At 38.0% G+C, this 13,708-nt stretch carries 18 protein-coding genes and 1 pseudogene; 16 read left to right on the forward strand and 3 right to left on the reverse strand.

What is annotated here, in order from left to right; all coding sequences use genetic code 11:
- Positions 1 to 223: 223 nt before the first annotated feature.
- Positions 224 to 508: a helix-turn-helix domain-containing protein gene (locus EUBHAL_RS06930; RefSeq protein ID WP_005347091.1), complete on the reverse strand. Its 285-nt coding sequence runs from the start codon at positions 506 to 508 to the stop codon at positions 224 to 226.
- A gap of 13 nt (positions 509 to 521) precedes the next feature.
- Between EUBHAL_RS06930 and EUBHAL_RS06935 the strand changes: the two genes are divergently transcribed.
- From EUBHAL_RS06935 to EUBHAL_RS06955, 7 genes and pseudogenes are all read left to right on the forward strand, one after another.
- Complete coding sequence (locus tag EUBHAL_RS06935; protein WP_005347092.1) at positions 522 to 728, forward strand: family 1 glycosylhydrolase; 207 nt, start codon at positions 522 to 524, stop codon at positions 726 to 728.
- A 171-nt stretch (positions 729 to 899) separates the two neighbouring features.
- On the forward strand, positions 900 to 2,237 hold the full coding sequence (locus EUBHAL_RS06940) for an MATE family efflux transporter (protein WP_044922396.1): 1,338 nt from the start codon (positions 900 to 902) through the stop codon (positions 2,235 to 2,237).
- Positions 2,238 to 2,729: 492 nt separating this feature from the next.
- Positions 2,730 to 3,524: an ATP-binding protein gene (locus EUBHAL_RS14785; protein WP_242648757.1), complete on the forward strand. Its 795-nt coding sequence runs from the start codon at positions 2,730 to 2,732 to the stop codon at positions 3,522 to 3,524.
- Between the two features lie 126 nt (positions 3,525 to 3,650).
- Positions 3,651 to 3,782: a hypothetical protein gene (locus EUBHAL_RS16350; protein ID WP_005347098.1), complete on the forward strand. Its 132-nt coding sequence runs from the start codon at positions 3,651 to 3,653 to the stop codon at positions 3,780 to 3,782.
- Positions 3,783 to 3,883: 101 nt separating this feature from the next.
- Positions 3,884 to 4,189, forward strand: coding sequence for a thioredoxin (gene trxA / locus EUBHAL_RS06950; RefSeq protein ID WP_005347099.1), 306 nt, complete (start codon positions 3,884 to 3,886; stop codon positions 4,187 to 4,189).
- Positions 4,190 to 4,241: 52 nt separating this feature from the next.
- A pseudogene (locus tag EUBHAL_RS16485) lies at positions 4,242 to 4,322 on the forward strand (rhodanese-like domain-containing protein); the annotation flags it as partial.
- Between the two features lies 1 nt (position 4,323).
- Entirely contained in the window at positions 4,324 to 6,015 is a 1,692-nt protein-coding gene (locus EUBHAL_RS06955) for an FAD-dependent oxidoreductase (protein ID WP_044922398.1), read from the forward strand.
- Positions 6,016 to 6,131: 116 nt separating this feature from the next.
- On the opposite strand, the gene EUBHAL_RS06960 is transcribed toward EUBHAL_RS06955, so the two are convergent.
- Entirely contained in the window at positions 6,132 to 6,791 is a 660-nt protein-coding gene (locus EUBHAL_RS06960; protein WP_242648758.1) for a Crp/Fnr family transcriptional regulator, read from the reverse strand.
- Positions 6,792 to 6,925: 134 nt separating this feature from the next.
- On the opposite strand from EUBHAL_RS06960, the gene EUBHAL_RS06965 reads away from it, so the two are divergent.
- The 8 genes from EUBHAL_RS06965 (at position 6,926) to EUBHAL_RS07000 (ending at position 11,713) form a co-directional block, all read left to right on the forward strand.
- Positions 6,926 to 7,675, forward strand: a complete 750-nt coding sequence (locus tag EUBHAL_RS06965) for a response regulator (RefSeq protein WP_005347104.1) — start codon at positions 6,926 to 6,928, stop codon at positions 7,673 to 7,675.
- 85 nt (positions 7,676 to 7,760) lie between these two features.
- The gene (locus EUBHAL_RS06970; RefSeq protein ID WP_207635829.1) at positions 7,761 to 8,087 is read left to right on the forward strand and encodes a hypothetical protein; all 327 of its coding nucleotides are present in this window, start codon (positions 7,761 to 7,763) and stop codon (positions 8,085 to 8,087) included.
- 119 nt (positions 8,088 to 8,206) lie between these two features.
- Entirely contained in the window at positions 8,207 to 8,407 is a 201-nt protein-coding gene (locus EUBHAL_RS06975; RefSeq protein WP_005347107.1) for a 4Fe-4S binding protein, read from the forward strand.
- The gene (locus EUBHAL_RS06980) at positions 8,404 to 8,832 is read left to right on the forward strand and encodes a hypothetical protein (protein WP_005347109.1); all 429 of its coding nucleotides are present in this window, start codon (positions 8,404 to 8,406) and stop codon (positions 8,830 to 8,832) included. The genes EUBHAL_RS06975 and EUBHAL_RS06980 overlap by 4 nt, the downstream gene beginning before the upstream one ends.
- Positions 8,833 to 9,251: 419 nt before the next feature.
- Complete coding sequence (locus EUBHAL_RS06985) at positions 9,252 to 9,551, forward strand: zinc ribbon domain-containing protein (protein WP_005347111.1); 300 nt, start codon at positions 9,252 to 9,254, stop codon at positions 9,549 to 9,551.
- 122 nt (positions 9,552 to 9,673) lie between these two features.
- Positions 9,674 to 10,348: an ATP/GTP-binding protein gene (locus EUBHAL_RS06990; RefSeq protein ID WP_005347112.1), complete on the forward strand. Its 675-nt coding sequence runs from the start codon at positions 9,674 to 9,676 to the stop codon at positions 10,346 to 10,348.
- A 60-nt stretch (positions 10,349 to 10,408) separates the two neighbouring features.
- Positions 10,409 to 11,254 (forward strand): 4Fe-4S binding protein, encoded by an 846-nt coding sequence (locus tag EUBHAL_RS06995; RefSeq protein WP_005347114.1) that lies wholly within the window; start codon positions 10,409 to 10,411, stop codon positions 11,252 to 11,254.
- A 237-nt stretch (positions 11,255 to 11,491) separates the two neighbouring features.
- Positions 11,492 to 11,713 (forward strand): hypothetical protein, encoded by a 222-nt coding sequence (locus EUBHAL_RS07000; RefSeq protein ID WP_005347115.1) that lies wholly within the window; start codon positions 11,492 to 11,494, stop codon positions 11,711 to 11,713.
- Here EUBHAL_RS07000 and EUBHAL_RS07005 read toward each other — a convergent pair.
- Positions 11,710 to 12,015: a helix-turn-helix domain-containing protein gene (locus EUBHAL_RS07005; RefSeq protein WP_242648759.1), complete on the reverse strand. Its 306-nt coding sequence runs from the start codon at positions 12,013 to 12,015 to the stop codon at positions 11,710 to 11,712. The two genes, EUBHAL_RS07000 and EUBHAL_RS07005, sit on opposite strands and share 4 nt — an antisense overlap.
- 468 nt (positions 12,016 to 12,483) lie before the next feature.
- Here EUBHAL_RS07005 and EUBHAL_RS07010 point away from each other — a divergent pair, with 468 nt between their 5' ends.
- Positions 12,484 to 13,707 (forward strand): dicarboxylate/amino acid:cation symporter, encoded by a 1,224-nt coding sequence (locus EUBHAL_RS07010; protein ID WP_005347119.1) that lies wholly within the window; start codon positions 12,484 to 12,486, stop codon positions 13,705 to 13,707.
- Position 13,708: the final 1 nt, after the last annotated feature.

The following is a 13,708-nucleotide window of genomic DNA, read 5'->3' on the forward strand; positions in this document are numbered from 1 at the left end:
GTTGTCATACAGAGGGAAGATGAGGAAGAATATAATCAAGAGTATAAAAATAAGCGACCGAGTGTCGATGCACTTGAAATTAAAGGAGGAAAATCATGAAAAAAAGTAAATTTTTATTGCAATGCCAAGTATAAAGATAAGTAATGAGAGGGGCAATTTTTTTGTTGTGATTATCAAAAGATAAAGTTGTTTTTTCTTCGGTTCTATCAATATCCATATCAAATTATTCTTCAAACAAAAAGAGTGTATGCATGACATCTTCATAGGTTTGGATATTAATGTCAGAGAGTGCGGATAAATCTGCATCAAGAGCATCAGCTAGCTTATTTCGTATCTCTGTTTTGGGAGCCATTATATTTTTTTCATATTTTCTTATTCTTGAGTCGGCAGTTTTAGAAGAAAAGCCAACTTTTTCACCCAACTCTTTTTGAGCGAGTTGGCGTAATAAGGGCCAAAGCCTATGAGGTGATAAAGCAACTGAATAAGGAAATGAAAGAACAGAATCCAAGAGCAATTGTAGTATGATGATGCCGGAAGATGATGAAATTCTCAAGAATGGTACAGTAGATTTTGTTTACATCAGTTATTATTCCAGCAACTGCGTCAGTGTCACCCAAAAAGGGGAAATTACTGCGGCAAATGGAGGAGAAAATATTAAGAATCCATATCTTGAAACTTCTGCATGGGGATGGCAGATTGATGTTTTACTGGTACAAAAAAGTCATTGAATCCTGCGGAGAAAAATTATAAAAAGATTCAGACAGAAAGCCCTTTTGGAGAATAATATTTCTTCAAAAGGATTTTTGATATATATGGATAATTCCTGATGAAAATCTATGTTAAACCATGTATAATAGGATTTGTGGATAATAAAAAATAAAAATGGATGAGGAATGAAAATGGAGGGAAATTTAACAAAAGGTCCTATTCTAAAAACGCTGACGAAACTTGCGGTTCCGATCATGGCATCATCGTTTCTGGGAACTTTGTATAACATCACGGACATGGCCTGGATTGGTCTGCTTGGTTCAAGGGCAGTTGCAGGTGTAGGTGTTGGAGGTATGTTTACCTGGCTTTCGCAGGGACTTGCAGCTATGGCTAGAATGGGTGGACAGGTGCATGTGGCACAGTGTATCGGACGTGGAGACAGAGAAAGGGCACACGGATTTGCACAGGCGGCAGTACAGCTTGCTGCATTTATGGGAATGGCATATGCAATTCTTTCGCTGCTTTTTACCAGACAGATGGTAGGATTTTTTCAGCTTGCAGATGCACAGGCTCATGCGGCGGCAATGTCATATATGAGGATTGCCTGTGGGCTGATCGTATTTTCTTTTATGACGCTGACACTGACCGGACTTTATACGGCACAGGGAGATTCAAAGACACCTTTTATAGCGAATCTTGTCGGTCTGGCCACAAATATGGTTCTGGATCCTGTGCTGATTCTTGGAGTGGGGATGTTTCCGAAGCTTGGTGTTGTCGGGGCTGCAATTGCGACAGTGACAGCACAGGCGATCGTTATGAGTATCATGATAGTCGGAATTGTCATACAAAAGAAAGAAAATGTACTAAAAGGAACCAGGCTTTTGGCAAAAATCCCGCGGGAATATCTGCAGGGAATCTGTAAGATCGGAATTCCGACAGCAATACAGGGAATGGCATATTGTGCAATCTCCATGGTGCTGACACGTATGATCTCCGGGTATGGTGCAGAAGCTGTTGCAACGCAGAGAGTCGGAGGGCAGATTGAATCGATATCATGGAATACTGCAGACGGTTTTGCAGCGGCATTAAATGCCTTTATCGCACAGAACTATGGTGCGGGCAAAAATGACCGTGTCAAAAAAGGATATAAGGCTTCTTTGTGGACGGTTGGTATCTGGGGACTGTTGATCTCAGCTGTATTTATATGTATTCCGGAACCGATTGCCAGAATCTTTTTTCATGAACCCAAAGCAATCGCAACATCAGTTGAATATCTGATCATCATAGGTTTCAGTGAAGCTTTTATGTGTGTGGAACTGACGACAGTAGGTGCATTATCAGGGCTCGGCAGAACCCGACTCTGCAGTATCATCAGTATAGCTTTTACCAGTGCAAGAATTCCGCTGTCGATCATTCTTGGAGGTATTATGGGTCTGGATGGAATATGGTGGGCTATTTCTTCAACCTCAATTGTAAAGGGAATTATTTTTACCTGTACATTTTTATGGCTCACAAGAAAACGACGGTAAACTTTCAAAAACAATGTGTGTAATACAGAACAGCAGAAGGAAAGGATGGCGGAACCGGATACCGTTATACCTGTCAGGTGGGCGGGAAAATCTGTCATCTGACTTATGAAGAAAAGGACCGGAGAAGTGAGACTGCCATCAGATCATAAGATGAAAAAATAAAAGGTATTGATCTATAAAGAGGGGATCCGAATCGTCAAATTTGCTTGAGATGTCGGGTTCTCTTTTTGTTTGCATAATGATATACTTTTATTGTGATTAAAAAAGCACGTACAAAACTCATAGGAGAAAGATGTATACTTATGACAATATTTTCTGAAATCAAAGGGAAAAGATAATGGCACTTATATCCGTGTAGCAGGTACATCAAGACAGGCATTTCCGGAGCAGATAAAAGAACTGGAAATGGAAGAAGCCAGAATCTCATAGGATGAACTTACCTGTGTGGGTTATCCCGTTTCAGAAGAAGCTACAGAAAAACTTTGCCAGGATATGGAAAAAATTCGGAAAAAAGCTAGAATGGCAGAACATTCTGTGAAGAAAGAGCAGCTGATAAACTGGAAGATCTTAAAGCAGAGTGAGGGACAGCTTCTGGCAACGAATGCCTATGCGTTGCTGACATCAGATTATTTTTCATTCTCCAAAACACAATGTGCGGTATTCAAGGGAACAGATCGAGCAGTGTTTCTAGATAAGAGAGAATTTACAGGACCAATCTACACACAAATCGAAGAAGCTGTAGACTTTGTATTGAGAAATATTCGACTCGGAGCAACGATTGATGGATTGGTGCGAAAAGAGAAATATGAGCTACCACCGGAAGCAATCAGGGAAATGATCATTAATGCCCATTGTAATCGTAATCTGTTGGATGAATCTTGTATTCAAGTCGCAGTTTACGATGACAGACTGGAGGTGACATCTCCGGGTGGCTTATATAACGGATTAACTTATGAGAAAGTCATGAATGGTCATTCTAAGATTCGGAATAAAGGCATTGCCAATATATTCAGTCAGATGGGACTAGTAGAAGCATGGGGAAGTGGAATTAAAAGAATCCTTAATGCTGCAGAAGAGTATGGACTTCCGAAGCCGAGATTTCAGGAATTTGATAATATGTTTCGGGTAGAGCTGTTTCGAGTTAATCCAATAACTGACCAAGCTAACCAAGCTACTAACCAAGTTAACCAAGATTTTGAGAGATTAGATTTTTTCTCTTGTTTATATTCCAGATTCACCTGCAAATTTCGTGAAATCAGTTATTCTCATAAAATAAAATTAGAGTAAATATGAAGAACAGTTTGTTTTGATTGAAGTGATTTTCGTCAAGGCAGACTGTTTTTTTGTTGCCTGCATTTAGAAAACAGATACCACAGAAAGGTTCTTAATATTTCCTATAATAAGGAACATTATATGTTTGATCAGCAGCATCAGAGAAATAATACAGTATTATTTTGTAGATTAGAATCAGAAAACGGCTGTGCGACAGACTTTATCGCAGATAGCGGACGTGACATTGCATCGGATCACAAAATGAAAAAATAAATTCCTAAAAAATTAATCATGATAATAATGTGATGATATCACAGAAAACAAATGAATTTCAGATTATAATAAAGCCATAAAAAAACAAGGAGGACTGTAAAATGTCTGCTATTAATATCAATAAAAATAATTTTCAGAATGAAATAATGGATTCCGAGAAAACCGTTCTTTTAGACTTTTGGGCGTCTTGGTGTGCTCCTTGCCGTATGGTGGTTCCTATCATAGAGGAGATTGCAGGTGAACGCCCTGATATCAAAGTTGGAAAGATCAATGTGGATGAGCAGCCTGAACTGGCAAGTAAATTTGGTATTATGAGTATCCCAACTTTGGTGGTTATGAAGAATAGGAAGATTGTACAACAGGTTTCAGGTGCGAGACCTAAGAATGCAATTTTAGAAATGCTTTAAGGAGGTGCGCTAATGAGCTTTTTTGATTTCTTTAAACAGGCGAATATTAATTGGGATGTTGCAACGAATGGGATATTCTAAAGTAAATAATATTGGTGGCATTGCTGCTTATTCAGGAAAGGTGGAAAAATAAGATGAAGGTAATAATCGTAGGCGGTGTAGCCGGAGGAGCTACAGCTGCAGCAAGGATACGCAGACTGGATGAATATGCAGAAATTACTGTATTTGAAAAATCTGGATACATATCCTATGCGAATTGTGGGCTTCCATATTATATTGGAGACGTGATCACAGATCCGGAAGAACTTACATTACAGACACCAGAGAGTTTTTTTAAACGTTTCCATATCAATATGAAAATTCATCATGAAGTTATCTCCATATATCCGGATCGTAAAACTGTTTCAGTGAAAAATTTGGAGAATGGTGAGATATTTGAAGAAAACTATGATAAGCTGATTCTTTCTCCAGGTGCAAAGCCAACACAGCCGAGACTTCCTGGAGTAGGTATTGATAAACTTTTTACACTTCGTACTGTGGAAGATACTTTTCGGATAAAGAAATATATAAATAAGAATCATCCAAAATCGGTTGTATTGGCAGGTGGTGGCTTTATTGGTCTGGAACTGGCAGAAAATTTGAGGGAGCTTGGCATGGATGTTACAATTGTCCAGCGGCCTAAGCAGCTGATGAATCCTTTTGATCCGGATATGGCATCCATGATCCATAATGAAATGAGAAAGCATGGAATAAAACTGGTATTAGGCTATACAGTAGAAGGATTTAAAGAAAAAGACAATGAGGTGGAGGTTTTATTGAAAGATACTCCATCCCTTCATGCTGATATGGTAGTACTGGCAATCGGCGTTACACCAGATACAGCATTAGCAAAAGAAGCTGGTCTGGAACTTGGCATCAAGGAAAGTATTATAGTGAATGACAGAATGGAAACTTCTGTACCAGACATTTATGCTGCAGGTGATGCAGTTCAGGTAAAACATTATGTTACTAGCAATGATACGTTAATCTCTTTAGCGGGACCTGCTAATAAACAGGGAAGGATTATTGCTGATAATATTTGTGGTGGTGATAGCCATTATTTAGGCAGTCAGGGAAGCTCCGTTATCAAAGTATTTGATATGACAGCAGCTACTACAGGTATCAATGAAACCAATGCCAAAAAGTCAGGGTTAGATGTAGATACAGTAATTCTTTCTCCTATGAGTCATGCCGGCTACTATCCTGGTGGAAAAGTGATGACCATGAAGGTGGTTTTTGAAAAAGAGACTTATCGTTTGCTTGGTGCTCAGATTATTGGATATGAAGGCGTTGATAAACGTATCGATGTGCTGGCAACAGCAATTCATGCAGGACTGAAGGCAACCCAGTTGAAAGATATGGATCTCGCATATGCACCGCCATATTCCTCTGCAAAGGATCCTGTAAATATGGCCGGATTCATGATAGACAATATGGCAAAAGGAATCTTAAAACAATGGCATTTGGAAGATATGGATAAGATTTCTAAAGATAAAAATGCTGTGTTGTTGGATGTGAGAACAGTAGGTGAATTTAGCAGGGGCCATATTAATGGATTTAAAAACATTCCTGTAGATGAACTGAGGGAACGTATCAATGAAGTTGAGAAAGGAAAGCCTGTGTATCTGATATGCCAAAGTGGTCTGCGCAGTTACATTGCCAGCCGTATTCTGGAAGGAAACGGTTATGAAACATACAACTTCTCCGGCGGATTCCGATTCTATGATGCAGTGGTTAATGATCGTGCGCTGATTGAAAGGGCATATGCATGTGGTATGGATTATTAAAAATAATCACAATATTTTTATAATTTTCTTGTAGCATAAAAAAATCCCCCATTTATTAGGATGACTTTTATAATTCTGATAAATGGAGGATTCTTTAGATGTTATCGAAAACAGGTTTATGATCTTTGTAGTGTTTCCAGTTTTTTCAAATCAAGGATGGTGATTTTGCCGCGTGAGAGTTTGACGAGGCCTTCGCCTTGAAAGTATCGGAGCATTCGGGTGATAACTTCCCGGTGGGAACCAAGATGATTAGCAATCGTCTCATGAGTGATTTTCAGTTCGTTTGTTTCTTCGATAGAGGTCTCTTCTAAAAGAAATGAAGCAACTCGCTTATCCAAACTCTTCCACATGATTTGTTCAATCAGCCACATGACATCAGAAAAACGGGTAGCCATTAACTCATTGGTATAGTTTGCGACGGGAGCAGATTCCTTCATGAGGACCTTATAGATTTCAGAAGGGATGATCCAAAGATCAGTATCTTTTTCTGCTTCAATGGTTACTTCAAATTGAATGGAGCGTATGATACATGAGGCGGATAAAAGACAGATATCCATGTCGAACAGACGGTAGAGTGTAATCTCCCGTCCTTCATCTGAAAGTATATAAGTTCGAAGCTGCCCGGTTTTAACCAGTAATAATCCGGTACAGTCCAAGTTTCCGTTGTGAATGACCGCTCCTTTTTTTACATGCTGTGTGATTAAATTATCTGAAATTAGTTTTTTCTGTGCTGTATTTAATTCGTTCCATACTGGAAAATAATTATCAAAGTTCATAACAGTTATCTCCTTTACGAACATAGTATACTTGCTTTTTTAAGATGCGTCAATTACATAATTGACATATGCCATAAATAAAAATATACTGATTATAGTACATGACTGTTGTAAATATGAGGGAGGGATAAATAATGCAGGGAGATGTCAGTTTTACATTTTTGGACCGAATTGAAAAAGTAGAGCTGAATATTGTAGATAGACGATGGCAGTCTGCACTGGCATTGGCATTGACTTTGCCGGATATTTGCGGAGAACGCTGTTGGCAGCTTCGGTGTGAATATCTTCATCAAAACAAAGGATTTTTAAATGATGAAAATAATATACACTTTCATCTTGGATTGAACTGTGGAATGTCAGTTTGTCAGTTGGACAGTATGAACATACAGGAGAACAGAATCGATATTCGTATAGACATAGAACAGTTTTGTCTGAGAATGTGCAAGGCAGCAAAGAGTTACTATGATAAAGTTAATTTGGAAAAAGACTTTAGTCTCTATAACACACCAGTTTTGGATTTTATTCAGGTAACACAAAAAAAGAAAGATGCTTCTATTATTGCACTGATTTGTGGCAATGAACGCTATGCAAAAGGATTAAAAGAAGCATTGCAGTTTATTTCAGAGCAGATTATGCTGTTTTACACACCGGAAAGCGCTAAAACAAAATTAGGAAAACATAAGCCGGATCTTTGGATTGTTACCGAAGATATGACGAGACAACCGAATCAGCCATGGCGTGCTGACAGGACAACACCTGTAATTATAATCACAGGCAATCCTGATGCTGTTGAAATTAAAAAGAATTCAGGAAAACTAACTGTTCTTTCTATGCCATTATCAATAGTTGATTTGCGGAAAAACGTCGAAATATATGTGTCGTGAGGAGAAGTTTATGCTGTACATAATACTATTATTTGCATTCATAGTTATATATTTGATGATGCTTATGCGGAGACAGAAAGATAAGATGAGCGAAATTAAAATACAAATGGATCAACTGCAGGCACAACATGATGAATTGCAGAAAGAAAGGGATCAGTTACTAGAACAGATGAATCATCTGGAAGAGCAACGAGAACACTTGCAAATGCAAACAGACCAAGCATTTCGGAGTGCTGATGAAATTGAGAAAATTTGCGATGAGATATGGCATCATGCTAATACCATCCACCTTTATTCTTCGTTATCTGAAGAAGAAAGCAAATCTATAACAATGAAAGAAAAACAAAAAGTAATTATTAGAACAATCGAGGAGATTATAAACATCATATATAAATATAAAGGTGATGTATAATAAAAATATGTCATTCTAGTTATTAGCGTTCAAGGTAAATTCTTATGTAATAATATCACAGAAGAATTTACCTTTTTCAGGTACAATAGAGATACCAAATTTGAAAGGAGAACAAAGCATTGGCAAAAAGAGTGGCAAGTGTCGATAAAAAAAGCTGTGCTGCCTGCGGAGTATGTGAAAATACTTGTCCGCTGGCAGCGGTTAAAGTTCATCGTGGATGCTATGCGGTAGTAGAAGAAACATTGTGTGTAGGATGTGGGAAATGTGCAAGGTCCTGTCCAGTAGGCTGTATTGAAATGAAAGAGAGGGTAGCAGTGTGAAGAAAAAGAAACTTTGGTATGATTATTTATGGATATGGGCGATCATTTATTTTGCTCTCAGTTTTTTTAATATTTTGTTCGCTTGGTTTGGGATGCTTGATTTCCTGTTGCCGTTAGGAATAGCAATATTCGGTGGAAATAAATTTTTCTGTAATCATTTGTGTGGACGTGGCCAGCTTTTTAGTAAGCTTGGTGGAGATTTTAAATGCTCAAGAAATAAACCAACCCCGCGATGGATGAGTTCAAAATGGTTCCGATATGGCTTTTTGATATTTTTCCTTACAATGTTTGGGAATATGGTATTTCAGACATATTTAGTTGGTGGCGGAGCATCATCCCTGCATGAAGCCATCAAACTATTCTGGACCTTCCGTGTTCCATGGGGAAGGACATACATGTGGCGAGCATGGATGTGGAAGCCATAGCTGTCATTAAGAAGAATAGCAAAAAATAATAATACGAAGGATGTGCCAAGGTAATGGAGAAGTTACCGCAGCGCATCCTTTTTGTGTTATTTTCATATTGATTATTTCTTACTTGCCGAAAGTAATGAATGGAATGTATAATAATTATTAAGCATCCAAAGAGTTTTATTTTGAAAATAAAATTATTGTTGTAAAAAATGCAGAAGATATTACATGGCTTGCAGATCCATTGGCAGAACTGAAAGCAAGATTACTTCAGATTCGAAAGATTTGGGGTGTTGAGATTGTTGTATTAAATGAAGAACTTGCAGGCGAATATAAATTGACTTGCTAATCACTATTTTGGTGTACTACTACCGAAGTCGTTGAAGTGTGGAACTATAATATAAAAAATATATTGACATATAGAAGATTTGGATATGAAAGCAGTGTCGCGGTCGCTAAATTTTGGGAAATCTGTTTCAGATAATGGATGGGGAATGTTCACAACATTTTTGAAATATAAACTGGAGGAACAAGGTAAGAAACTTGTGAATGTGGATAGATTTTTTGCAAGCAGCCAGACCTGTTCTGTTTATGGTTACAAAAATGCAAAAACGAAAAATCTTGCGTTAAGAGAGTGGGATTGTCCACAGTGCAAAACCCATCATGATAGAGATGTAAATGCGGCGGTAAATATCAGAAATGAGGGAATGCGGCTGGTAAATGCATTACCTTAACACAATATAACACAACCGTGGGACACACGGGGATAGCTCGCTTATGCTTAGCACAGTAGTGTTATCGAACGAGAACCAAACTTGCCGAGGTTGGGAAGGCCCACCTTTACAGGTGGGGGAGGATGTCACAGGGAATCTCTGTAGAGGAGTTATTTAGAGTAAGAGAGGATATTAAGACTATGAGTATTACCAAAATAGTAATAACAGGCGGTCCATGTGCCGGAAAAACGACAGGGATGAGTTGGATTCAAAATGCTTTTACAGAACGAGGTTACAGGGTTCTCTTCATATCGGAAACAGCGACAGAGTTGATTTCCGGAGGAGTTGCACCGTGGATCTGTTCCGATAATACGGAATACCAGAAATGTCAGATGAAACTTCAGTTGGAGAAAGAAAAAGTATTTGAACAGGCAGCTAGAACAATGAACTCAGATAAAATATTGATTGTATGTGACAGAGGTACTTTAGATAATAAGGCATACATGACAGAGGCGGATTTTTCCCTCGTATTGAATGAACTTGGCTTAAACGAAGTTGAATTGAGGGATGGATATGATGCTGTATTCCATCTTGTTACTGCGGCAAAAGGTGCAGAGAAATTTTATACAACTGCAAATAATACTGCTAGAACAGAAACTGTGGATGAAGCGGTTGCATTAGATGATAAGTTGATAGCAGCATGGACAGGACATCCACACCTTAGAATCATTGATAATTCGTTAGGATTTGAAGAAAAGATGAAACATCTGATTGCTGAAATTGCAAACTTTTTGGGGGAACCTGACCATATGAGATAGAAAGAAAATTCCTCATCGATGCACTGAGAAAAAATAAAAAATCATAGGAGTATAGGGACAATGATGAGAAAGAATACTATGTTTCGCAAATATATACCATCGCTTCTGTTATTTTTGTTATTTGAGCTAGTGGCGATTACGTTGTGGATTGCTAAGTATAACATATTTTATCTGTTGAATTTCAGCTACATAGGAGGATGCCTTGCATTAGGAACAGCACTTTTTACTGCCGGAAAATGCTATGCCAGACATTTTGTGCAATTGGCGGTAGGAAGTTATATGTTATTGTATCTTGGTATAATCTCCTGTGAAAATATGCAGATTGAGGGTTTTTGGTATTATTTGTTCCTGGGCGTTTTTGAGGCAGCAACAATCCACTATGCAGTAGCAAAGATTTTTGGCCCTTTGCTTTTTGGTCGAGGATGGTGTGGCTATGCCTGTTGGACGGCTATGGTACTGGATTTTCTGCCTTATAAGCAGCCGAAAAAGCCGCGAAAGGAAAAGTTAGGTGTTCTGCGGTATGTGATGTTTGTATTATCCCTGGCAGTGGTTCTCAGCCTGTTTTTGATGAAAATCGCGAATCTGGAGAGAATCATGTTCTGGATCTTCCTTGTAGGAAATACATTTTACTATATTGTAGGTATTGTGTTGGCTTTTGTATTTAAAGATAACCGCGCATTCTGCAAATATCTGTGCCCGGTTACTGTGTTTCTCAAGCCAATGAGCTACTTTTCGCTTTTGCGTGTCCATTGCGATGAAAATAAATGCATCCATTGCGGCAAATGCCTGAAAGTTTGCCCCATGAATGTTGAAGTCAATAAAGAATCCCGTAAGCGAAAAAATGGGACAGAGTGCATTTTATGTTATGAATGCACGAAAGTCTGTCCAACCAAAGCACTGCATTAGAGCGTATTTGAATCGAGAGAATAATGTCCATCATAAATTAGCTATACTTGAGGAACAGATACATATTGAAAGGGAAGGTACTATAGAATATGTACATAAAGAAAAATAGTATATATGTGAAAAATATAAAAAATTCCTAGTAAATATGAATAAATCACAGAACTTTTTGAGTTGGTGAGCGGATGATATAATAAGCGCAACAACAAAACTCAAAACGAAAGCAGAGGCGTATAAATTATGATTACATTGTTTGTAATAGGAATACTGATATTATCAATTAAATTCATTGTTTTAGCATGTAAAGCTACATGGGGAATGGCAAAAGCATTATTATTTATTATAGGTCTGCCAGTGATTTTAATTGGATTGCTGATAGCAGGATTCATATCATTGGCAGCCCCTCTTTTAATTATAACACTGATAGCAGTATTTATCTGGAGTTTTGCGAAACAATATTAAAGCGCTCTTAACTTCTCCGCATAAGCCAGAATTCTCTTTTCAAAATCACTGTTATTCTGCATTTCTTCTACAAGAGAGTAGACTTCTTCTGAATCAGAGCGGGTGATAGTGATAAAATCTGTTTCCATCTCATCAGACTGCCCGTAAAGAAAGTCAAGATTACAATGGAAAGTGTATGCAATATAAAAAGCGTACTGATAAGAAGGTTCGCGTTCCCCTCGTTCGTAGCGGCCATAAGCCATCGCAGAGAGGTTTAAGCGTCGTGCAGCTTCAGCTTTGTTGATATGTAATGATTCTCTCACTTGAATTAATCGTTCGGGACAAAAATGCATATGAATTCTCCTTAAATATTGATAAAAGTTATAAGTTTATTAAATATAAATATTACCTTTATTATAAAGGATAATGATTCATATAGCAAGAGGAGGTTCTGATTTGCCGTGAGCGGAGGAGGCGAACTCAGGAAGGTAAATAAAGAATCATTGACGCAACTTTCATTTTGGTATACACTAATTTCTATAGCAATTCTATAAAATACAGTAAGGAAGCCAGATCGTGTTTGAACAATCAAAAGGCAATCTGCATGCCATAATTTGCAGAAAGTATTTTCAAACATGCTCTGGATTTGTTTTATAGATTGTTACAGATTTGTATATCTGAAGATATAGATTTTCACGAAATAGTTGTTAAAGTAAGCAACTTGTAGTTCTGGTTTGTATATCTAAAGATATAGATTTTTACAACAAGAAAAGTGAGGAGAGTACAAAGAGATGAAAGGTTTTTATCAATGGTACAGAAAGCACATCACCGGAGCGATTTTTGCCGGACTGATTCTCGGAATTCTGACAGGATTATTTCTGGCAGATAAGTTTGAAGTTGTGCTTACTGCGACAAGTGCATTAGGAAGCATTTATATGAATGCACTGAACATGATGATTTTCCCATTAGTATTTTGTTCTATCGTGATGGGAATTGCCAGTATTGGAAGTGCAAAAACAACAGGTAAGATTACAGGAGCGGCTATGCTGTTTTTTCTGTGTACAACAGCACTTGCAAGTTTTATGGGATTAATTATCCCAAGACTCATTCATCTTGGACGAGGCGTAAAGTTTGAGATGGCAACATCAGATATTCAGGCAACAAAGATGGACAGTATTTTAGATACGGTTAAGAGTCTGATTCCATCTAATCCAGTGAAGGCATTTGCAGAGGGAAATATGCTGCAGGTACTTGTATTTTCATTGGTTATCGGATTTACATTAATTGCAATCGGTGAAAAGGGAGAGCCATTATTAAAAGTAATCGATTCTCTCAATGAAGTGTGTCTTAAGATTATCAGCACAGTAATGTATTTCACTCCAATTGGAGTATTTTGTACGATTGTACCGGTAGTAGAGGCAAATGGAACAAGCACAATTGTATCTTTAGCAACACAGCTTGTCATTTTATATATTGCATTCTTTGGATTTGCATTAGTAGTATATGGAGCGGCAGTAAAAGTACTTGGAAAGACAAGTCCAATTCGTTTTTTCAGAGCGATTATGCCTGCCGCATTAAATGCGTTTGGAACCTGTTCCAGTTCTGCAACAATTCCATTAAGCAAACAGTGTGTGGAAGATGAACTTGGCGTATCCAATCAGGTTTCCAGTATCACCATTCCACTTGGCGCAACGGTAAATATGGACGCAGTATCAATCTTAATGTCATTTATGATCATGTTCTTTGCCAATGCATGTAATGTAAATATCAGCATTTCCATGATGGTACTTGTACTCTTAGCAAATGTACTCCTATCTGTAGGAACGCCGGGAATCCCAGGTGGAGCGATTGCATCCTTTGCGGCCCTTGCGACAATGGCAGGACTTCCAGCAGGAGTCATGGGCGTGTATATCAGTATCAATACGTTATGTGATATGGGAGCAACTTGTGTCAATGTAATTGGAGACATGGCAGGATGTGTCGTATTGCAGGAACAAATTGATATAGAAGCATAAC

Origin of the sequence: Anaerobutyricum hallii DSM 3353 (assembly GCF_000173975.1) — a bacterium.
GTDB classification, from domain to species: Bacteria; Bacillota; Clostridia; order Lachnospirales; family Lachnospiraceae; genus Anaerobutyricum; species Anaerobutyricum hallii.

What these genes read in the sequence shown, in the direction of transcription:
- EUBHAL_RS06960 (WP_242648758.1), bottom strand. Translation starts at nt 6,791, where the DNA reads ATGAACTTTGATAATTATTTTCCAGTATGGAACGAATTAAATACAGCA.
- EUBHAL_RS06955 (WP_044922398.1), top strand. Translation starts at nt 4,324, where the DNA reads ATGAAGGTAATAATCGTAGGCGGTGTAGCCGGAGGAGCTACAGCTGCA.
- EUBHAL_RS06995 (WP_005347114.1), top strand. Translation starts at nt 10,409, where the DNA reads ATGATGAGAAAGAATACTATGTTTCGCAAATATATACCATCGCTTCTG.
- EUBHAL_RS06990 (WP_005347112.1), top strand. Translation starts at nt 9,674, where the DNA reads ATGTCACAGGGAATCTCTGTAGAGGAGTTATTTAGAGTAAGAGAGGAT.
- EUBHAL_RS06970 (WP_207635829.1), top strand. Translation starts at nt 7,761, where the DNA reads ATGAGCGAAATTAAAATACAAATGGATCAACTGCAGGCACAACATGAT.
- EUBHAL_RS06985 (WP_005347111.1), top strand. Translation starts at nt 9,252, where the DNA reads ATGAAAGCAGTGTCGCGGTCGCTAAATTTTGGGAAATCTGTTTCAGAT.
- EUBHAL_RS06940 (WP_044922396.1), top strand. Translation starts at nt 900, where the DNA reads ATGGAGGGAAATTTAACAAAAGGTCCTATTCTAAAAACGCTGACGAAA.
- EUBHAL_RS14785 (WP_242648757.1), top strand. Translation starts at nt 2,730, where the DNA reads ATGGAAAAAATTCGGAAAAAAGCTAGAATGGCAGAACATTCTGTGAAG.
- EUBHAL_RS07000 (WP_005347115.1), top strand. Translation starts at nt 11,492, where the DNA reads ATGATTACATTGTTTGTAATAGGAATACTGATATTATCAATTAAATTC.
- trxA (WP_005347099.1), top strand. Translation starts at nt 3,884, where the DNA reads ATGTCTGCTATTAATATCAATAAAAATAATTTTCAGAATGAAATAATG.
- EUBHAL_RS06965 (WP_005347104.1), top strand. Translation starts at nt 6,926, where the DNA reads ATGCAGGGAGATGTCAGTTTTACATTTTTGGACCGAATTGAAAAAGTA.
- EUBHAL_RS07010 (WP_005347119.1), top strand. Translation starts at nt 12,484, where the DNA reads ATGAAAGGTTTTTATCAATGGTACAGAAAGCACATCACCGGAGCGATT.
- EUBHAL_RS06935 (WP_005347092.1), top strand. Translation starts at nt 522, where the DNA reads ATGATGATGCCGGAAGATGATGAAATTCTCAAGAATGGTACAGTAGAT.
- EUBHAL_RS16350 (WP_005347098.1), top strand. Translation starts at nt 3,651, where the DNA reads ATGTTTGATCAGCAGCATCAGAGAAATAATACAGTATTATTTTGTAGA.